General features: G+C 72.4%; 17 protein-coding genes. 8 read left to right on the top strand and 9 right to left on the bottom strand.

What is annotated here, in order from left to right:
* Positions 1–28: 28 nt before the first annotated feature.
* The 3 genes from fhuB to MKK54_RS18075 are packed head-to-tail and all read left to right on the top strand — an operon-like array spanning position 29 to position 3559.
* Entirely contained in the window at positions 29–2014 is a 1986-nt protein-coding gene (fhuB, locus tag MKK54_RS18085) for a Fe(3+)-hydroxamate ABC transporter permease FhuB (RefSeq protein WP_244012706.1), read from the top strand.
* Between the two features lie 28 nt (positions 2015–2042).
* Positions 2043–2759 (top strand): siderophore-iron reductase FhuF, encoded by a 717-nt coding sequence (gene fhuF, locus MKK54_RS18080; protein ID WP_244012704.1) that lies wholly within the window; start codon positions 2043–2045, stop codon positions 2757–2759.
* Complete coding sequence (locus tag MKK54_RS18075; protein ID WP_244012702.1) at positions 2756–3559, top strand: ATP-binding cassette domain-containing protein; 804 nt, start codon at positions 2756–2758, stop codon at positions 3557–3559. Before fhuF ends, MKK54_RS18075 begins: the two co-directional genes overlap by 4 nt.
* Before the next feature lie 120 nt (positions 3560–3679).
* Here MKK54_RS18075 and MKK54_RS18070 read toward each other — a convergent pair whose 3' ends face one another.
* The 4 genes from MKK54_RS18070 to MKK54_RS18055 all read right to left on the bottom strand — a co-directional run bounded on the left by MKK54_RS18070 (position 3680) and on the right by MKK54_RS18055 (position 9787).
* Positions 3680–4945, bottom strand: coding sequence for an MFS transporter (locus MKK54_RS18070; RefSeq protein WP_244012700.1), 1266 nt, complete (start codon positions 4943–4945; stop codon positions 3680–3682).
* Between the two features lie 28 nt (positions 4946–4973).
* Positions 4974–5435: a hypothetical protein gene (locus MKK54_RS18065; protein ID WP_244012698.1), complete on the bottom strand. Its 462-nt coding sequence runs from the start codon at positions 5433–5435 to the stop codon at positions 4974–4976.
* 70 nt (positions 5436–5505) lie between these two features.
* On the bottom strand, positions 5506–8667 hold the full coding sequence (locus MKK54_RS18060) for an efflux RND transporter permease subunit (RefSeq protein WP_244012696.1): 3162 nt from the start codon (positions 8665–8667) through the stop codon (positions 5506–5508).
* On the bottom strand, positions 8657–9787 hold the full coding sequence (locus tag MKK54_RS18055) for an efflux RND transporter periplasmic adaptor subunit (protein ID WP_279597423.1): 1131 nt from the start codon (positions 9785–9787) through the stop codon (positions 8657–8659). Before MKK54_RS18055 ends, MKK54_RS18060 begins: the two co-directional genes overlap by 11 nt.
* A 222-nt stretch (positions 9788–10009) precedes the next feature.
* Between MKK54_RS18055 and MKK54_RS18050 the strand changes: the two genes are divergently transcribed.
* Positions 10010–10939 carry a DMT family transporter gene (locus tag MKK54_RS18050; protein ID WP_244012691.1) on the top strand — a complete coding sequence of 310 codons (930 nt, stop codon included), beginning with the start codon at positions 10010–10012 and terminating at the stop codon, positions 10937–10939.
* On the opposite strand, the gene MKK54_RS18045 is transcribed toward MKK54_RS18050, so the two are convergent.
* Together MKK54_RS18045 and MKK54_RS18040 are read right to left on the bottom strand one after the other, a co-directional pair.
* Positions 10936–11547, bottom strand: a complete 612-nt coding sequence (locus MKK54_RS18045) for a flavin reductase family protein (RefSeq protein ID WP_244012689.1) — start codon at positions 11545–11547, stop codon at positions 10936–10938. The genes MKK54_RS18050 and MKK54_RS18045 overlap by 4 nt on opposite strands.
* Positions 11548–11558: 11 nt before the next feature.
* Entirely contained in the window at positions 11559–12122 is a 564-nt protein-coding gene (locus tag MKK54_RS18040) for a nitroreductase (RefSeq protein ID WP_244012687.1), read from the bottom strand.
* A gap of 268 nt (positions 12123–12390) precedes the next feature.
* Here MKK54_RS18040 and MKK54_RS18035 point away from each other — a divergent pair, with 268 nt between their 5' ends.
* Positions 12391–13329: a hypothetical protein gene (locus MKK54_RS18035; protein WP_244012685.1), complete on the top strand. Its 939-nt coding sequence runs from the start codon at positions 12391–12393 to the stop codon at positions 13327–13329.
* Between the two features lie 120 nt (positions 13330–13449).
* On the top strand, positions 13450–13839 hold the full coding sequence (locus MKK54_RS18030) for a hypothetical protein (RefSeq protein ID WP_244012682.1): 390 nt from the start codon (positions 13450–13452) through the stop codon (positions 13837–13839).
* A 47-nt stretch (positions 13840–13886) separates the two neighbouring features.
* Here MKK54_RS18030 and thrS read toward each other — a convergent pair whose 3' ends face one another.
* Positions 13887–15914: a threonine--tRNA ligase gene (thrS, locus tag MKK54_RS18025; protein WP_244012680.1), complete on the bottom strand. Its 2028-nt coding sequence runs from the start codon at positions 15912–15914 to the stop codon at positions 13887–13889.
* 366 nt (positions 15915–16280) lie between these two features.
* Between thrS and MKK54_RS18020 the strand changes: the two genes are divergently transcribed.
* Positions 16281–17705, top strand: coding sequence for a 2-hydroxycarboxylate transporter family protein (locus MKK54_RS18020; RefSeq protein WP_244012678.1), 1425 nt, complete (start codon positions 16281–16283; stop codon positions 17703–17705).
* Here MKK54_RS18020 and yidD read toward each other — a convergent pair.
* Positions 17650–18030 carry a membrane protein insertion efficiency factor YidD gene (yidD, locus tag MKK54_RS18015; RefSeq protein WP_244012676.1) on the bottom strand — a complete coding sequence of 127 codons (381 nt, stop codon included), beginning with the start codon at positions 18028–18030 and terminating at the stop codon, positions 17650–17652. The two genes, MKK54_RS18020 and yidD, sit on opposite strands and share 56 nt — an antisense overlap.
* Positions 18031–18034: 4 nt before the next feature.
* Positions 18035–18478 carry an iron-sulfur cluster assembly scaffold protein gene (locus MKK54_RS18010; protein WP_244012674.1) on the bottom strand — a complete coding sequence of 148 codons (444 nt, stop codon included), beginning with the start codon at positions 18476–18478 and terminating at the stop codon, positions 18035–18037.
* 264 nt (positions 18479–18742) lie between these two features.
* Between MKK54_RS18010 and folE the strand changes: the two genes are divergently transcribed.
* The gene (gene folE / locus MKK54_RS18005; protein ID WP_244012672.1) at positions 18743–19594 is read left to right on the top strand and encodes a GTP cyclohydrolase I FolE; all 852 of its coding nucleotides are present in this window, start codon (positions 18743–18745) and stop codon (positions 19592–19594) included.

Here is a 19594-nt window from a genome sequence, read left to right as displayed (position 1 = left end):
CAGGACGGCATGGCGCGGCGCCGGTCTCATGCGTTCGGGCCGCTCGAGCCGGGGCATTCTGGGCCTCCTGGGCCTCCTGGGCCTTGCGACCCTCGCGACGGCGTTCCTCGTCTATGCCAACCTCAAGGCCGCCCTGCCCACGGCCGAATGGTGGCCGGCGCTGGTCCATCCCGATCTCGCCAGCATGCCGCAGCTCATCGCCCATTACGGCTTCCTGCCGCGTCTGGCCGTCGGGCTCCTGTGCGGAGGCGGTCTCGGTCTTGCCGGCGTGCTGTTCCAGCAAGTCCTCGACAATCCCCTGGCCGAGCCCGGGACCCTCGGGGTGTTCGCCGGGGCGAAGCTGGCCCTGGCGCTGGCGACCCTGTGGACGCCGGGCCTCCTCGCCTTCGGCTACGAGCCCGTGGCCCTCGTCGGCGGCAGCGCCTGCGTCGGTCTCGTCCTCCTGCTCGCCCGCCGCACGGGCTTCGCGCCCCTGGCGGTGATCCTCAGCGGCCTCGTGATCGCCCTGTGCTTCGAGGCGGTCAACAAGATGCTGGTGATCGCCTATTTCGAGGACCTCAACGACCTGTTCACCTGGCAGGCGGGCTGGCTCAACCAGAACAGCTGGGCGACCGCCGTGAGTCTGGCGCCCCGGGTGGCGGGGGCCGCCCTCGCCGCCGCCCTGCTGGCGCGGCCCCTGGCGCTGCTGGACCTCGACGAGGCCGGGGCGCGCAGCGTCGGGCTGCCCATCGCGACGATCCGCTTCGCCGCCCTGGCCGTGGGGGTGCTCGTCAGCGCCAGCGTCGTCGGGGCGGTGGGCGTCATCGGCTTCATCGGGCTCGCCGGGCCCGCCCTGGCGCGGGCCGGCGGCGCCCGGCGCCTGCGCGACCGCCTGCTCTGGGGCAGCCTCGCGGCGGCCCTCCTCCTCACCCTCGCGGATCAGGCGACGCAGCGTCTGGCCGGCCGCAGCGGCATTCCGGCCGGCGCCGTGACGGCGCTCCTCGGCGCCCCCCTGCTGATCGGGCTCATCGTGCGCCTGCGGGCCGCCGGCTCCGAGCCGCGCCCGGCCGCGACGGCTCCGGCGACGCGCAGGGCCCGGCCCTGGGCCGTCGTCGGCTGGCTGGTGCCGCTCCTCGTCGTGGCGCTCGCCATCGCCCTGTGCCTCGGCCGCCTGCCCGAGGGCTGGCACTGGAGCGGGGCGGATCTCGGCCCGCTCCTGCCCTGGCGCGCCCCGCGTGTCCTGGCCGCCTTGGGCGCCGGGTGCATGCTCGGCTGCGCCGGCGCCCTGCTCCAGCGCCTGACCGGCAACCCCATCGCCAGCCCGGAACTCCTCGGCATCTCGTCGGGGGCGGCCATCGCGCTGCTCATCGCGGTGCTCACGGCGCCCGGCCTCGGGCGCGGGGGCCTCCTCGCCTGCGCGGTGGCGGGCGCGCTCGCGGTGCTGGTGATGGTGCTGGCCCTCGGGCGGCGCTCGGGCCACGCCCCCGGCCAGATGCTGCTGGTGGGCGCCGCCCTCACCGCCATGCTGGGGGCGATCATCACCCTGGTGCAGGCGACGGGAGATCCGCGCGTCGCCGTCCTGCTCACCTGGCTGTCGGGCTCGACCTACAATGCCGGCTACGGCGAAGCGGCCTTCGCCTGCGGCCTCGCCCTCGCCATGCTCACCTTGAGCCCCCTCGTCGCCCGGTGGCTGGAAATCCTGCCCCTCGGGCCGGCCGTGGCCCGCGCCGTCGGCGTCGATGTCGGCCGCGCCCGCCTCCTGCTCCTCCTGTTCACCGCGACCCTGACGGGGGCCGCGACCCTCATCGTCGGCCCCTTGAGCTTCATCGGCCTGATGGCGCCGCACATGGCCCGGATGATCGGCCTCCAGCGGCCGATGCCGCAGCTCGCCGCCGCCGGGCTCCTCGGCGCGCTGATCCTCGTCGCCGCCGACTGGACCGGCCGGATGATCGCGTTCCCCTGGCAGATTCCCGCCGGCCTCGTCGCCACGGGCCTGGGGGGCGCCTATTTCATCGGGCTGACCCTGCGGCGATGAGAGGGCCTGTGGTGAGGGATCCCGTCGGATGAGCCTCGATGCCCTGGCGCCGCTGTTTTCCGGGCCGCTCTCCGCCTACGAGGGGCGTCTCGTGCCCTTCGCCGACGCGCGCCCGGGCCTGTCCGGTACGGCGCTCCTCGAACCCGCGACCCTGTCCGCGCATCTCGCCCGTTTCGCCCGGACCTACCCCGATGTGGCGCCGGACCCGCGGGCCGTGGCCTCGATCTGGTCGAAGCACCACTTCGCCGCCCTCGTCGTCCCGACGCTTGCCGCCAGCCTGATCCTCGGCCGGACCCTGCCGGTCGCCCTGGACGCCATCGCGGTGGTGTCGGATGCCGAGGGCCGCACCCTCGCGCTCAAGCTGCGCGACGCCGGTGCGCCGGCCCCCGGCCCGGAGCGCTTCGCGCCCCTGATCGAGGGCCACATCCGGCCCCTGGCCGCCGCCCTCGCGGCGGTCTCGGGCCTCGCGCCCCGCGTGATCTGGGGCAATGCCGGCAATGTCCTCGACGCCATCCTGAACAAGGCCGAACTCGCCGCCGCCTGCGACCCGTCCGGCCTCGCGGCGGCCCGCGACCTGATCCGCCATCGGTGCGGGCCCGACGGCCGCCCGAACCCGCTGTTCGATGCGGTCCGCTACGTCGGGCCGGAGGCCGCCACGCGCCAGCGCAAGGTCTGCTGCCTGCGCTACCTCATCCCCGCGCAGACCCTCTGCGCCGCCTGTCCGCTGCCCGCGAGGCCCGCATGAATCCGACCGACGCCGAGCCGCTCTTCGCCCTCGACGGGGCGGCCTTCACCGTGGCGGGCCGCACCCTGCTCCACCCGCTCACCCTGGCGATCCCGGGGCGCCGCGTCGTCGGGCTCATCGGCCACAACGGTTCGGGCAAATCGACCCTGATCAAGCTCCTGGCCCGCCAGCAGCCGCCGAGCGCGGGGGCCATCGCCTTCGAGGGCAAGGCCCTGCCGGCCTGGGGGGACCGCGCCTTCGCCCGCAAGGTCGCCTACCTGCCGCAGACGCCCCCCGTCGCGGCCGGCATGCTGGTGCGCGAGTTGGTGGCCCTCGGCCGCTACCCCTGGCACGGGGCGCTCGGCCGCATCGGCCCCGGGGACCGCGAGAAGATCGCCGGGGCGATGGCGCGCACCGATGTAGACCGCCTCGCAGACCGCCTCGTCGACACCCTTTCGGGGGGCGAGCGCCAGCGCGTCTGGCTGGCGATGCTCCTGGCGCAGGACACGCGCTGCCTGCTCCTCGACGAGCCGACCTCGGCCCTCGACATCGCCCACGGCGTCGAGATGCTCGCCCTCGTCCGCGACCTGTCGCACGAAGCCGGCCTCGGGGTGATCGTCGTCCTGCACGACATCAACACCGCTGCGCGCTTCTGCGACCACATCCTCGCCCTGCATTCGGGCCGCCTCATCGCGCAAGGGCCGCCCGACGCCCTGATGTCGCCCGAGACCCTGGACCGGGTCTACGGCATTCCCATGGGGGTGATGCCCCACCCCGACACGGGCGCGCCGTTGAGCTACCTGCGCGAAACGCGCCGCTGACTTGGCGCGCACGGCGCAGGTGCAGAAATCAGCCATATCCGTCAGGCGCTTAGGTTTCGTGGGAAATCCCGTGCCCATCGTCGTCCGCGCACTCCCGGTGCTAACCCTTTCCAGGCCCGATCAGCGGGAGCCGGTATGACCGGCGCGCGCGCGCAGCCCGGCCGCCAGCGGCAGGGCGCAGGCACACAGAGCCGCCATGCTCCAGAACGTGTCCGCCCCGAACCGGCCGTAGAGCCATCCGGCGAGCCCGGTCAGCACGGTGTTCGCAAGGCCGAGCCCCAGCGTGGCGTAGAGGGTCTGCGCGGTGGCCGCAGCGCGCTCGGGCACGAGACCGGCGATGAGGCGCATGTTGGCGAGGTGCAGCAGCGCGAAGGTGAACCCGTGCAGCGCTTGGGCCAGGGCCAGCAGCGGAACCGCGACCGTCGAGGCCATGATCGCCCAGCGCAGGACCCCGCATCCGGCGGCCAGCATCGCCGCCCCGGCGGTGCCGAGGCGTGCCAGCAGCCCGGATCCGAAGAGGACGAACACGGCGACCTCCGAGAGCACCGCCAGCGACCAGAGCAGGCTGATGGTGCCGGGGCCGAGGCCCGCCGCGCGCCAGCGGATCACCGCGAAGGCCTCGTGCACGGCGTGGCTGCCGATCACGAGGGCCGCCACCAGGAGGACCCGCCGGAAGAGCGGCGCGGCGAGCAGGGCGCGCAAGTCGTGTTCCGGCAAGTCTTGTTCTGGCAAGTCGTGTCCCGGCAAGTCGTGTTCCGGCAAGGTGCGGTCCTGGGCCTCGCCCGCGCGCGGGGCCGGGCGCTCGGGCCGCGGTGCCGCCGGCACCCGGCTCGCCGCCAGGGCGGTGAGGAGGAACAGCAGGCCGCTCGTGACGAGGATGCTGCCGAGCCCGGCCCAGGCGACGCATTGCCCCGAGACCAGGGTGGCCAGGATGAAGGCGGCCGAGCCGGCGCCCCGGACCCAGCCATAGGCGAAGGCCCCCTCCCGCGTCACCGCCGCGAGGGTGAGGGCATCGGCCAGGGGCGCGAGGGCGGCGAGCGCCACGGCCTGCGCGAGGCCGAGGGCGAGGAGCGACGGGAAGCCGTGCCCGAACAGCGTGGCGAAGGCGAGGAAGCCGGCGCTCGCGGCGCCGCAGCCGAGGACGGCCCGGGTCGCATCGAGGCGATCCGCGGCCCGCCCCGCGAGGGGGCCGGCCACGAGGCGCGCCAGCGTGCCGGCGGCGAGCACGATGCCGATCTCGGAGGCCGTGAGCCCGCGCTCGCCGAGGAGGCTCGGCAGGAACGGGGAGACCATGCCGTAGGCGGCATAGAGGCTGCCCTGCAGGAAGACGAAGGCCGGAAAGGAGCCGAGGGCACGTCTTCGTCCCGCCGGGGGAGGAGCGCGCATCCGTCCCGACCCCTCCGCCTCCCGCCCGTCAGCGCACCCAGACCTTCACCTCGTACTCGACCGCCAACCCATCCGGGTTGATGATGAGGATGCGGTAGCTGTCGAGGCCCTCGAAGCCCTCCTCCGCCTCGTGGGTCATCCGCAGGCCGGGCACCTTCTTGGCGTTGCAGGCGGCGAGCGGCGATCCCGCGGCATAGCGCGGGAAGGAATCGGTCGCGGCGAAGGTCACGGTGCCGTGGCGCGGCGTTTCGAGGATGCGCGCCACGACCGGCCCCTGCGACGTGCAATCGGGATAGAGGTAGGAGAAGAAGGCGATGCTGCGCGCCTCCCCCTTGGGCACCACCCGGGTCAGGGGAAAGGTCTGGATCGGGACGGGCGTGCCGGGGGCGGCCCCGGCCGGGGGCGGCACCGGCATCTCGACCGCGTGCGCGGCCAAGGACCCGGACAGGAGCGGCGCGGCGAGGAGGGCGTGGAGCGGCGTCAGGCGCATGACGGATTCCGGCGGGCGAACGGGTCGCGCCTCCTGTCTAAGCCGGTTCGCGCCGGCAGGCCAACGCTTCTCAGGAGACCGGTTCCGGCTCCCGGCCCCGCGGAAGGGTGAAGCGCGCGAAGCGCAGGGCGAGGCTCGGCAGGATCATAAGGTTTAGGACCGTCGAGGTGACGAGGCCCCCCAGGATGACGATGGCCATCGGACCCTCGATCTCGCGTCCGGGCTCGCCCGCCCCGAGGGCGAGCGGCAGCAGGCCGAGGCCGGTGACGAGGGAGGTCATCAGGATCGGCACCATCCGGTCGGCGGCGCCCGCCACCGCCGTTTCGCGCGTCCAGGGCCGGCCCTCCACCGCGACGAGGTGCTCGTAATGCGCGATCATCATGATGGTGTTGCGCAACGAGATCCCGAACAGGGTCACGAAGCCCACGATGGAGCCGAGCGAGAGCACGGCGCCGGTGGCGAAGACGGCGAGCACGCCGCCCACGAAGGCGAAGGGCAGGTTCACCAGCACCAGCATCAGGTTGCGGGCGCTGCCGGTGACGATGGCGAGCAGCAGCACGATCCCGAGGCCGGCCAGCCCCGAATAGACCAGCAGGTCGCGCCGGGCCCGCGCCTGCGCCTCGGCCGAGCCGGCGAAGCTCACGTAGGTGCCGGGGGGCAGCGCGACCTCGCGGGCGATCTTGCGCCTGGCATCGGCGACGAAGCCCGCCACGTCCCGTCCCGTCACGTTGGCGGTGACCGCCTGGACCCGCTGCGCGCCCTCGTGCTGGACCTGGTAGCGGCCCGAGGTCTCGTAGATGTCCGCCACCTGGGCGAGGCGCACGACCCGGCCGCCGGACCCGCGCAGGGGCAGGTCGCTCAGGGCCGAGAGCCGCCCGCGCGTGGCGGAATCGAGGATGACCAGGACGTTGAACACCGCGTTGCCCGCGTAGGTCTGGCCGACGATGTCGCCCTGGTAGGCGGTGCGCACCACCTCGAGCACCTCGACGGCCGAGAGGCCCCAGTGGCGCAGGTCGTTCGGGCGCAGGCCGACATTGACCTGGGGGAGCCCCGCCGGGGAGCTCTGCTGGACATCCGTCGCCCCCCGCACCTCGGTGAGTTCGCGGGCGATGTCGCGGGCCGCCGTCTCGATGGCGGTCAGGTCGTTGCCGAACACGTTGATCACCACCGGGGCGGTGAAGCCCGAGACGGTCTCCTCGATGCGCTCGGTGAGGAAGGTCTTGAGCGAGAAGGCGGCGCCGGGAAAGCCCGCCATCACGGCGCGGATGCGGGCCTCCGCCGCCGCCTGCCCGGCCCCGTCGAGGCCGGCTTCGAGGTCGATGTGGATCTCGCTGTAGTGGGTGCCGGCGGTGTCCTGCCCGGCCTCGGCCCGGCCGATCTGCGAGGCGACCGTCCGGATGCCGGGAATCGCCTTCAGCTCGGCGGAGATGCGGGCGCCGAGCCGCATCGATTCCCGCAAGGCGGTGCCGGGGGCCGCCGCCATGTGCAGGATCAGGTGCCCCTCCTTCAGGTCGGGCAGGAAGGTCGAGCCGAAGAACGGCACCAGGCCCGCGCCCAGCAGCGTGAGGAGGAGGCCGAGCGCGATGATCGGGCGGGGGCGCCGGTCGATCCGGGTGAGGAGCCGGGCGTAGAGGCCGCGCGCCGCCCGCATCACCGGCGGATCGCGCGTGTCGGCCTCCGGCCGGTTCGTGAGCAGCAGCGTCGCGAGCGCCGGGGTCACGGTGAGCGCCACCGCGAGCGAGGCCACCACCGCGAGGATGTAGGCGAGGCTCAACGGGCCGAACAGCCGCCCGGCAATGCCCGAGAGGGCGAGCACCGGCAGGAACACCAGCAGCACCGCGATGGTGGCGTAGGCCACGGCGACGCGCACCTCCAGGATCGCGTCGCGCACCACCCGTCCCTCGGGGCGCGGCCCCCCGAGGCGGCGGTTCTCGCGCAGGCGCCGGACCACGTTCTCGACGCCGATCACCGCATCGTCCACCACCTCGCCGATGGCGATGGCGAGGCCGCCGAGCGTCATGGTGTTGAGGCTCTCGCCGAGCGCCTGGAGCGCCACCACGGCGGCGATCAGCGAGAGCGGGATCGCGAGCGCCGAGATGATGGCCGTGCGCCAGTCGTACAGGAAGACGAACAGTACGACGACCACGAGGACGCCTCCCAGCCCGAGGGCCTGGAGGACGTTGCCGTTGGCGATGGCGATGAAGTTGGCCGGGCGGAACAGGTCGGCGTGGAGCAGCACCCCGTCGCGCTCCAGGGCCGGGCGCAGATCCTCCAGGGCCGCCTCGACCCGGGCGGTGACCGCGCGGGTGTTGGCGCCGTACTGCGCGCCCACCATCAGGAGGATTCCGGGCCGGCCATCCACCAGGGCGGCGCCGATGGCCGGCTCGCCGGCGGCGACCACGTCGGCGACGTCCGCCAGGGTCACGCTGGCCCCGCCCTCGTTGATCAGGAGCGTGCGGGCGACGGCCTCGGGGCTGAGCGACTGCCCGTCGGTCTGGAGGGCGATGCGCTGGTTGGGCGTATCGACGAAGCCGGCGCCGCGCACGCCCGTGGCCTTGCGCGCGGCCGCGAGCACGTCGTTGACGCCGATGTTGAAGCGCACGAGGTCGTTCGGGCGGATCTGCACCTGCAGCGCGCGCACCGCGCCGCCATAGACCGAGACCTGCGCGATGCCCGGCACGGCGAGGAGGCGCAGGCGCACGGTCCAGTCGGCAAGCGTGCGCAGGTCCATGTCGGAGCGCGTCGTGCTCGTCAGGCCGACGAGCAGCACCGTGCTGGTGGCGGAGGTCAGCGCCGTCATCGCGGGGGGCGGCACGCCCTGGGGCAGGCGTCCGGCGAGCGCCGTCAGCCGCTCGGTGACGAGCTGGCGCACCCGGTAGATGTCGCTGCCCGCCCCGAAGGTCACGGTGATCACCGAGAGGCCCTGGATCGAGCTCGACCGCAGCGAGACCACCCCCGGCAGGCCGTTGACGGCGACCTCCACGGGCTGCGTCACCAGCATCTCGACCTGTTCCGGGTTGAGCCCCGGCGCCTCGGTCTGGATCACCACGGCGGGCGGCGCGAATTCCGGGAAGACGTCGTACTGCGCGTCCGCCAGCACCACGATGCCGTAGCCGGCGAGCGCCAAGCCGAGCGCCAGCACGATGCCGCGAAAGCGCACCGCGAAGGCGACGAGCACGGCCTGGGGGCCGCGCGGTCCCGTCGTCCCGTCGCCGGGGCCCTCAATCGTCATCGACGCCGCCCGAGGCCTGCGACTGGCTCCTCATCTCCTCGGAGAGGAGCGCCTGCGCGCCCGCGACCACGATCTCGGTGCCGCCGGGCAGGTCCTCCACCACGTAGGCATCCGCCGACATCGGCGGGTCGGCCTTCAGCCTGTGGCGCGCGAAGGCGTCGGGCCCCACCCCCCGGTAGATCCAGGCCGCCCCCTGCCAATGCACCACCGCCGCCTCGGGCACGCTCAGGCCGGTCACGCTGCGGTCGGCCGAGAGGAAGGCCAGCATGCTCATGCCGGGCAGGAAGCCGCTGTCGCCCGCGACCGTGTAGAAGAAGCTCAGGCCCTGGATGCGCGGGTCCGTGCGGGTGGCGGGCGAGACGTAGCGCAGGGCGATCCGCGCGCTCTGGGGCGGCACCTCGGCGAAGGCCGCCGCCGGCGGACCCTTCAGGGTTTCGCCCGGCGGCAGGGTCACCTGCACCAGGAAGTCCGCGCGCTCGATCAGCCGGGTGACCGCGGGCGCGCGCTCGACGATGGCCCGGCCGATCACCGGGCCCCATTCCTGCTGGGCGGTGGCCGAGAGGGTGCGCACCTGCGATTCCGCCGCCGCCAGCGCCGCCTGATCGGTCTGGAACGTGCCCTCGGCGGTCTCGACCTGCACGGTGGTGGCGTATGGGCCCAGCGCCCTGGCCCGCTGCAGGGCGCTGCGCGAGACCTCCGCGCGGGCCTGGGCGGTCTGGAGCGCGGCCCTGGCGCCGGCATAGGAATTCGTCAGGTCGGTGACCCGGGCGAGATCGAGGACGCTGCCATAGGCCTGCAACTCCTCCCGATGCGCGGCCGAGGGGCGGGCCTCGGTGACGATGGCGATGCGGGCGCGCTCCCCGGCCGAGAGGCGCACCACGGTGCGGCCCTCCTCCACGGCGGTGCGCTGGGCCGGCAGGTGCGCGGGCTTGGCGGGAATGGGTTTTCCCTGCAGGGCTTCGAGGCGCTCGCGCGCTTCGCCGAGGAGACGTGCGCCCTGCCCCGTCGCGACCAGAGCGGACAGGCCGGCCGCCGCGATGCCGGCGAGGAGGAGGGAGCGCCACGTCACCGGAATTCTCGCCCTCTCCTTCGCACAGGTCTCGCCTTCGGCAGGTCTCATCTTCGGCAGGTCTCACCTTCGGCAGGTCTCGCCGCCGATCCTTGAGAACGGCATAAGACCTCGGACCGAAAACCGATACCGGGCGACGGGCCTGTCCCGGTGTTTCGAGGGCGGCGTTTCGATGGCGGTGTTGCGCCGGACGGCCTGTTCCCGCGTCCCGGCACGCGATATCCCGCATCGCTCGCCGGCCAATGGCGCGCCGACCCGAGGGAGATCCGCCCCATGCGCGTGCCGGAGACGCAGATCGGACGCGCGCCCGAGCCGGCGACGGCGGCCTATCCGCTCCTCGTGTTCACGATGCTGCTCTGGGGCGGCAACGTGGTGGCGAGCAAGTGGGCGGTGGGAGAGGTCTCGCCCCAGGTGCTCACCTGCCTGCGCTGGGCCTTCGCCTGCCTCGCCCTGGCGCTGCCCGCGCGGGCCGGCCTCGTGGCGGAATGGGACAGGCTGAAGCGCCACTGGCGCTACGTGCTGCTGATGGGGGCCTGCGGCTACACCGTCTACGCCAGCCTGTTCTACGCCGCCGGCCTGTTCACCAGCGGCATCAACATCGCCCTGTTCCAGGGCTCGATCCCCGTCCTCGTCATCCTGATCAACTACGTCGTCCGCCGGGTCGCGGTGACGGGCGCACAGGTCCTCGGCGTCGCCGTCACCCTGGCGGGCGCCGTGGTGGCGGCGACCCACGGGGATTGGCGGGTGCTGGCGACCTTCGCCTTCAACCGGGGCGACGTGCTGATGCTGGTCGCCTGCCTGCTCTATGCCGGCTACACCGTGGCGCTCGCCGCCCGGCCCAAGGTCTCGGGCCTGAGCTTCTTCACCGCCGTGGCGCTGTCGGCCCTCCTCACCTCGCTGCCGCCGCTCGCCGCCGAATGGGCCCTCGGCCATACGATCTGGCCGACGCCCAGGGGCTGGGCCATCGTGCTCTTCGTGGCGCTCGGGCCCTCGCTGGTGGCCCAGCTCGCCTTCATGCGCGGCGTCGAGCTGATCGGCCCGAACCGGGCGGGTCTCTTCGTCAACCTCGTGCCGATCTTCGGCGCCGGGCTCGCCATCCTGCTCGTCGGCGAGCCCTTCCGCTGGCACGACGGCCTGGCGCTGGCCCTCGTCATCGGCGGCATCGCCATCGCCGAGCGCCTCGGGCGGCGGCGGGGCGTCTAGCCGCCCCCGCCCGCCGGGCGGCGCAGCTCGAACCGGGTCTCGGACTCGGCGGTGAAGTAGTCGAAATAGCCGCCGCGCAGGATCGGCCGCATGGCGCCGGTATCGACGAGGCCGTCCCGGATGAAGCGGTCGTCGATGTAGATCGAGACCACCTGCCCGATCACGAGGAAATGCGAGGCGTCGCTGCCGTCGAGCGGGGTCAGCGGCACGGTCTGCAGCCACTTGCACTCGAGGGCGGCCGGCGATTCGGCGACGCGCGGGGGCCGCACCTTGCGGGACGGCGCCGGGGTCAGGCCCGCATGGACGAACTCGCTCTGGCCCCGTGGCAGCGGCGCCGAGGTGGCGTTCACCGCCTCGCGCAGGTCGAAGGTCGCGAAGTTGCAGACGAACTCAGCCCCCTCCTCCGCGAAGGTCATCGCGTCCTTGCGCCCGGCCGAGGAGAACATGACCATGTCGGGGCCGGACGCCACGGCGTTGAAGTAGGAATAGGGCGCGAGGTTCACCGCGCCCTCCCGGTTCATCGCGCTGATCCAGCCGATCGGGCGCGGGGCCACCAGGGCCTTCAGCGGATTGTGGGGGAGATTCCGGGTCTCGGCATCGTAATGCATGGCGCGCGTCCTCAGAGCCGGGTCACGATGTCGGCGAGGTCCGGCCGGGGCCGGTCGGACGGCACCTCCTGCGGACGCCCGACATGGATGAAGCCCGCGAGCTTCTCGCGCGGGTCGAGGCCGAGCGCGTCGAGGATGCGGCGGTCGTAGGCGAACCACTCGGTGAGCCAGGCGGTGGCGAAGCCCGCGGCGTTGGCCGCGACCACGAGGTTCATCGCCACGGCGCCCGCCGAGAGCACCTGCTCCCATTCGGGGATCTTGATGTGCGGGCCGGCCCGCGAGACCACCGCGACCACCAGGGGCGCCAGCGCGAGGCGGTTGCGCTCGAGCTCGAGGCGGGCGGCGTCGGCCTCCGGATGGTCGGCGGCGTAGGCCTCGGCGATGCGCGCGCCGATGCGCGTGCGGGCCTCGCCCTCGATCACCAGGAAGCGCCAGGGCGCGAGCTTGCCGTGGTCGGGCACGCGGGACGCGATGGTCAGGATCGCGTCGAGTTCGGCCGCGGTCGGGCCGGGCCCCTCCATGCGGATCGGCGGGACGGAGCGGCGGGTGCGCAGCAGGTCGAGGGTGGCGTTCATGGGACCATCGGGAATGGGAGCCATCGGAGGCGGGATCGCGCGGAATCGAGGAGCGGGCGAGGCCGTGGGGGGCTGCGCCGTGACCGCCGGCGCCCTATGACGGATGGCGCGGCCGCCTCGGCCATGCCGCCGCCATGGTCCCGTTCCAGAGCGCGGGTGCCGGGGCGCGGCGGCCTCGCGAGAGACGGCCCCGCGAGACATCGTGCTGCGAGACATGGCGCCTCGACGCCGGATTGGCAACGTCGGACGGGTGGCGGGAGGGTGACGGATGGCACGGATTGTGAACGGAGCGGGCCGTCTCGGCGCCGTTCTCCTCCTGAACGGTGCCCTGCTGCTCGGCGCGCTGCCCGCGCGCGCGCAGGACGGCAACGCCTTCCACAGCCGCATCGGGCCCAACCTCCCCTCCCCGTCGATGTCGGGCCCCTCGGTGCCGCCGCTGCCCAACGAGGCGAGCGCGAGCTTGAGCCTCTCGGCCGTGTTCGCGGGCGGCGACAGGCCCCTGCGCTCGGGACTGGCCTGGCGCATCTACGAGGACCGGCCGGACGGGGCCAAGCCCGGCATCGTCGCCCGCTCCGAGGCCGCCGACCCGAGCTTCACCCTGGCGCCGGGCGCCTACGTCGCCACCGTGACCTACGGCTTCGCCAGCGCCTCGCGCCGCGTCGTGATGGCGGGCCAGCCCGTCGCCGAGCAGCTCAAGGTGAGCGCCGGGGCACTGAAGCTCTCGGGCGCCATCGGGGACGTGAAGCTGAGCGCGGACCAGCTCGCCTTCTCGGTCTTCGTGCCGATCGGGACGAATTCGGAGGGGCGCCTCGTGCGCAGCGGCGTCAAGGCGGGCGAACTCCTGCGCCTGCCCGAGGGCACCTACCACGTGGTCTCGACCTATGGCGGCTCGAACGCGATCCAGCGCGCCGACCTCAAGGTGGAGAACGGCAAGGTCACGGACGCCACCCTCAACCACCGCGCCGCCACCCTGACCCTGAAGCTGGTCGCCGCCGAGGGCGCGGAGGCCTTCGCCGGCACCGCCTTCAGCGTGCTGACGCCGGGCGGCGACACCATCCGCGAGGCGATCGGCGCTTTTCCGCAGGTGACCCTGGCGGAGGGCGACTACGTCCTGATCGCCCGCCACGACGGGCAGGTCTACACCCGCGAGTTCAAGGTCGAGAGCGGCCTGAACCGGGATGTCGAGGTGGTCGCCAAGGCCTCCTGAAGGGACAGAGGCTTCCTGAGCGGACAGAGACCTCTTGAGCGACAAAAGGCCTCCCGATCCTTTGAACGACCCGCCCATCGGCCGTGACGGATCTCGGTCGGAACGAGGAGACCGGCACGGATGACGCGAACTTCGATCGGTGCCGGAATCCTCGTCCTGCTCCTGGCGGTGTCACCGGTGCGGGCGCAGGTCGTGGACGGCTCCGACCAGGCCATCGGGGCGGACCGGGCCGCCGGCGTGATCGCGCTGACCGGGCGCGGCCTGCGCACGCCCGGCACCGCCCGCTACGGCCGGCTTCGCGCGGGCCGCGCGGGCGCGGTCTGCGGCGAGGTCGAGACCACCAACCGCATGGGCGATCCCGTGGGGCCGCGGCACTTCGTGGCCGACGTCGAGGCCGGGATCGCCGGCATCCTCCCCGACGGTCCGGAACTGCGCAATCCGGCGACGCCCCAGGACTACGCCGCCATGCAGCGCATCCTGGCCCTCTACGCGGCCAATTGCGCCCTCTGATCCGTCCCTCCTCCGGGGGCCAGCCCGGCGGAGGGACGGCCCCCTCCTTAGGGCGTCGGCGCCTCGCCGTGCTGGCCGTCCAGGGCGACGTTCGCGCTCGGCACGGTCTCGGCCACCGCATCCGCCCGGATGCGGTCCGGCGCGGTCGCCTCCGCCACCAGGGCGGCCAGGGTCTCGTCGAGGCCGCCGGTGCGGGTGTGCTGGCTGCCGAGGCGTCGCACCGAGACCGTGCGCTCCTCGCCCTCCTTGCGGCCGACGACGAGGATCACCGGCACCTTGGCCAGCGAGTGCTCGCGCACCTTGTAGTTGATCTTCTCGTTGCGCAGGTCCGCCTCGACCCGCAGGCCGAGGCGGGTCGCGGCGGCGATCACCTCGCGGGCATAGGGGTCGGCATCCCCCGTGATGGTGGCGACCACCACCTGCACGGGTGCCAGCCAGAGCGGGAAATGCCCGGCGAAGTGCTCGATCAGGATACCGGTGAAGCGCTCCAGCGAGCCGCAGATGGCGCGGTGGACCATGACGGGAGGCTTCTTGCCGCTCTCGGCATCGACGTAGAACGCGCCGAAGCGCTCCGGCAGGTTGAAGTCGACCTGCGTCGTGCCGCACTGCCAGTCGCGCCCGATGGCGTCGCGCAGGACGTACTCGAATTTCGGGCCGTAGAAGGCCCCCTCCCCCGGATTGATCGCGGTCCTGATCCGCCCGCCCGACTGCTCCTCGATCTGCGTCAGCACCCGGGTCATGACCTCCTCGGCATGGTCCCAGAGCGCGTCCGAACCGACCCGCTTCTCGGGCCGCGTCGAGAGCTTCACCACGATCTCGCCGAAGCCGAAATCCGCGTAGGTGGAGAGGATCAGGTCGTTGATCTTCAGGCACTCGTCGGCGAGCTGGTCCTCGGTGCAGAAGATGTGCGCGTCGTCCTGCGTGAAGCCGCGCACGCGCATCAGGCCGTGCATGGCGCCCGAGGGCTCGTAGCGGTGGACCACGCCGAACTCGGCCATGCGCAGGGGCAGGTCGCGGTACGACTTCAGCCCGTGCTTGAAGATCATCACGTGGCCGGGGCAGTTCATCGGCTTGAGGGCGAACCAGCGCTTGTCCTCGGCCTCGTCCCCGGCGGATTGGGCGGCGAACATGTTCTCGCGGTACCAGCCCCAGTGGCCGGAGGTCTCCCACAGGCCCTTGTCGAGGATCTGGGGGGCGTTGACCTCCTGGTAGTCGCCGCGCAGGCGCCGGCGCATGTAGGCGATCAGCTCCTGGAACACCGTCCAGCCCTTGGCGTGCCAGAACACGACGCCGGGGCCCTCCTCCTGGAAGTGGAACAGGTCCATCTCGCGGCCCAGGCGCCGGTGGTCGCGGCGCTCGGCCTCCTCCAGGCGGTGCAGGTAGGCGTCGAGATCCTCCTTCGTGGCCCAGGCGGTGCCGTAGATGCGCGTCAGCATCGGGTTGTTGGAATCGCCCCGCCAATAGGCGCCCGCCACCTTCATCAGCTTGAAGGCGGTGCCGACCTTGCCCGTGGAGGTCATGTGCGGGCCGCGGCACAGGTCGAACCAGTCGCCCTGGCGATAGACCTTCAGGTCTTCGCCGGGCGGGATCGCGTCCACGAGCTCGACCTTGTAGGCCTCGCCCTTCTCCGCGAAGAGCGCGCGGATGTCGTCGCGCGTCCAGACTTCCTTGGTGAAGGGGGCGTCACGCGCGATGAGTTCGCGCATCTTCGCCTCGATCTTCGGGAAATCCTCCGGCGTGAAGGGCTCGTCGCGGGCGAAGTCGTAGTAGAACCCATTCTCGATGACCGGGCCGATGGTGACCTGCGTGCCCGGCCACAGGGCCTGCACGGCCTCCGCCAGCACGTGGGCGCAATCGTGCCGGATCAGCTCCAGGCTGCGCGGGTCGGCGCGGTCGAGGAACTCGATGCGGGCATCCTGCTCGACGAGGTCGTCGAGGTCCCGCACGATGCCGTCCAGCGCCATCGCGACGGTGCGCTTGGCCAGCGACTTGGCGATGCCCTCGACGATGGCGCGGCCGGTGATCGCGGCGTCGTAGCTGCGGGTGTTCCCGTCGGGAAAGGTCAGGATCGGCATGGCCGAGAGGCTCCTTGCGGCTCACTCCTGCGTACGCGGCAGGTAAGCGGGTTCATGGTCAGCGGGGTCGCGATGGGCGGCATGCGCCGCATCGGCGCCGTTTAGACCCATTCGCAGCGTGAAGGAACGCGAAACCGGGCCGGATCGCCCCGCCGCCGTGACCGGCGATCTTGTCCTGACAATCCCGCGCGATCCTCAATCACCGCGTCGCGCGAGGGCCGTCGATGAATTGACAAGGTGGACCTGAAACCACTGATGCTGTGGATGGCCTTGCGCGCTGCACGGCCAGAACCAAGAAAACATCCACCAAATCAGAACAAGAGCCGGCCCCTCGGGGCACAAGGGCTTTCGCCGGGAGAAGAAGACATGCCGAGCCCAGTCCAGACGGCGCACCCCGAGGGCATCGCGATCACCACGACGGCCCATGTTCCCGGTGTCCCCGTTCCCGGCGCCCACGCTCCGGGAGCGCGGGGCCAGCCGCGACGGTTCTGGCCCCACGGCTGGTGGCGGCTCGTGGACATCCAGATCGGCATCATCCCCCTGCCGGTCTATCTCATCCTGGTGGCGCTGCTCTGGGTGCTGACCTCCGAGGGCGAGATCCGCTCGGACGCGCCGACGATGATCGCCGTCCTGGTGCTCGGCGGCTTCACCTGCGCGGAGATCGGCAAGCGCCTGCCGGTCCTGCGCCAGATCGGGGCGGGGGCGATCTTCGCCACCTTCATCCCCTCGGCCCTGGTCTACTACGCGCTGATCCCGGGTCCGATCGTCAAGGCGATCACGGATTTCACCAAGTTCACCAACTTCCTCTACCTCTACATCGCGGCGATCATCGTCGGCAGCATCCTGGGCATGGACCGGGCGGTGCTGATCAAGGGCTTCCTCAAGATCTTCGTCCCCCTCGGGCTCGGTTCACTCGCGGCCGGCTGCGTCGGCACTCTGGTGGGCACGCTGCTCGGGCTCGGCGCGCACCACACCTACTTCTTCATCGTCGTGCCGATCATGGCCGGCGGCGTGGGCGAGGGCGCGATTCCCCTCTCCATCGGCTACGGGGCGATCCTCGGAATCCCGCAGGGCGACGTCTTCGCCCAGGTGCTGCCGCCGGTGATGCTGGGCAGCCTCACGGCGATCATCCTGGCCGGCACCCTGAACTGGGTCGGCAAGCGCCGCCCGCACCTCACCGGCGAGGGCCGCCTGCAGCCCGACACCGAGAACGACATGGAGGCGGGAACGCCCGTGGAGACCGGCCCGATCGACGCCGCCACCGTGGCGGCGGCCGGCCTGACGGCGGTGACGCTCTACCTGCTCGGCGTGATGTGCCACCATCTCACCGGCCTGCCCGCGCCCGTGGCCATGCTGTTCCTGGCGGTGCTGGCCAAGCTCGCCAGCGCGGTCTCGCCCCGGCTCCAGGCCGGCGGCTTCATCGTCTACAAGTTCGTGCAGGTCGGCATGACCTACCCGCTGCTCTTCGCGATCGGCGTCTCGCTGACGCCCTGGGACAAGCTGGTGGCGGCCTTCACGATCCCGAACCTCATCACCATCGTGGCGACCGTCGTCACCCTGATGGCGACGGGCTACGTCGTCGGGCGCCGCCTCGGAATGTACCCGATCGAAGCCGCCATCGTGAACGCCTGCCACAGCGGCCAGGGCGGCACCGGCGACGTCGCCATCCTCACCGCCGCCAACCGGATGTCGCTGATGCCCTTCGCCCAGATCGCCACCCGCATCGGCGGCGCGCTCACGGTGACGGGGACGCTGGTGTTCCTGAAGTGGATCTCCGCGGCCCCGATCTAGGCAGGGCGCCCTCCCCGACCACCTCGCACGCGAACGGCGAGGGTGGGGCATTCACGCCGCGCCAGCGTCCGTAGAGCCAGGGACGAAACCATCGGGCCCGGGCCGGCAGCGCCTCGGGCACGAGGTCGATGCCGTGGGTGCCGAGGGGGCCGCAGCGGCAGATCCGCGAAAACCCGATCCAGCCGCCCGCCCAGAGACCGTGCCGCTGGATCGCCTCGTCGGTGTAGGTCGAGCAGGAGGGCCAGTGCCGGCACTGGCGGCCGATCAGGCTCGACAGGGTGAGCTGGTAGGCGCGAATCGCCCCGTGGGCGACGCGTCGGATCACGACCCTACTCGGCCGCCACCGCGCCCGCCTCGATCCGGTCGAGGGCCTCCACCACCGCGTCGAAGGTCAGGAGCGTCGAGGCGTGGCGGGCCTTGAAGTCGCGCACCGGCTCCAGCACGGCCAGATCCGCCCACGTGCCCGAGGGCGCCGGTCCGTTCTCCTTGAGCATCCGCCGCATCGCGGCGCGCACCTCGCGCAACTCCCCGGCGCTGGCGCCGACCACGTGCCGGGCCATCAGCGAGGACGAGGCCTGCCCCAGGGCGCAGGCCTTCACCGTATGGGCGAAGTCGGTCACCGTGCCGTCCGCCACCGCGAGATCCACCGTGACGGTGGAGCCGCAGAGCTTCGAATGCGCCGTGGCGCTGGCATCCGGGGCGGCCAGGCGTCCGAGGCGCGGGATGTCGGCGGCCAGTTCGAGGATGCGGCGGTTGTAGATGTCGTCGAGCATGGGAGTGCGTTCCGCCTGAGATCCTGCTTCGCGAGCCGCCGAGGCCGGCCGGAACACCGGAAGGGTGGCCGGCTTCCGATCCCGGAGGTCCGATCCGCGCGGCCCGCATTGCGCGACGGCGCGATAACGACGATATAGGCGCCGACGCACCGTTTCGCGAGGAGGCGGCTCGTCGACCCGTGCCGCGCCCACGGCCAGGGTCGCGCCACGGCAGACGGCACCGTCCGGGCATCGGCCGATCCCCCACGGCCCCATGGTTCGACGATGTACGCAAAGCCTGACAGCCACCCGATGACGACCCGGATCGCCCGGGCGGAAGATGCCATGGATGCCGCGCTCAAGTCCCTCTCCTACCGCCTGACCGAGACGGAGGATTCCGGGATGGACACGACTCGACAGAACGGCGCCCTCGGCGCGATGCGCAACGACAACGCCCAGGCGCCCGTGCCGGCCGCCCCGGCGGCCGGGCACGGTCCGGAGATCGCGCCCGAGATCGCGCCCCTGCCCGCCTCCGCCCAGCGCGTGCCCGACGCCATCGCCACCGGCCGTCCGAGCCGCGAGGAGGCCGAGGCCGCCGTGCGCACGCTCCTGCGCTGGGCCGGGGACGACCCGAGCCGCGAGGGCCTGCGCGACACGCCCGCCCGCGTGGTCAAGGCCTACGGCCAGATCTTCGGCGGCTACGGCCAGGATGCCGACGCGCTGCTCGAGCGGGTCTTCGAGGAGGTCGAGGGCTACTCGGACATCGTGCTGGTGCGCGACATCCCGTTCTACTCCCATTGCGAGCACCACATGGTGCCGTTCATGGGCCTGGCGCACATCGCCTACTACCCGACCAAGGGCGTGGTCGGCCTCTCGAAGCTCGCCCGCGTGGTCGACACCTTCGCCCGCCGCCTCCAGACCCAGGAGACGATGACGGCGCAGATCGCCGACGTGATCGAGAGCATCCTGAAGCCGCGCGGCATCGCCGTGATGGTGGAGGCCGAGCATCTCTGCATGGCGATGCGCGGCGTGCAGAAGGCCGGCGTCTCCACCATCACGACCCAGTTCCGGGGCGCCTTCCGGAACGACGCCAACGAGCAGGTCCGCTTCCTGACCCTCGTGCGCAACAAGTCGTGA

Source organism: Methylobacterium sp. J-068 (assembly GCF_022829445.1).
GTDB lineage: Bacteria > Pseudomonadota > Alphaproteobacteria > Rhizobiales > Beijerinckiaceae > Methylobacterium.
Note: the sequence above shows the minus strand (reverse complement) of the source record. Positions and strands in the feature narration are given on the sequence as shown.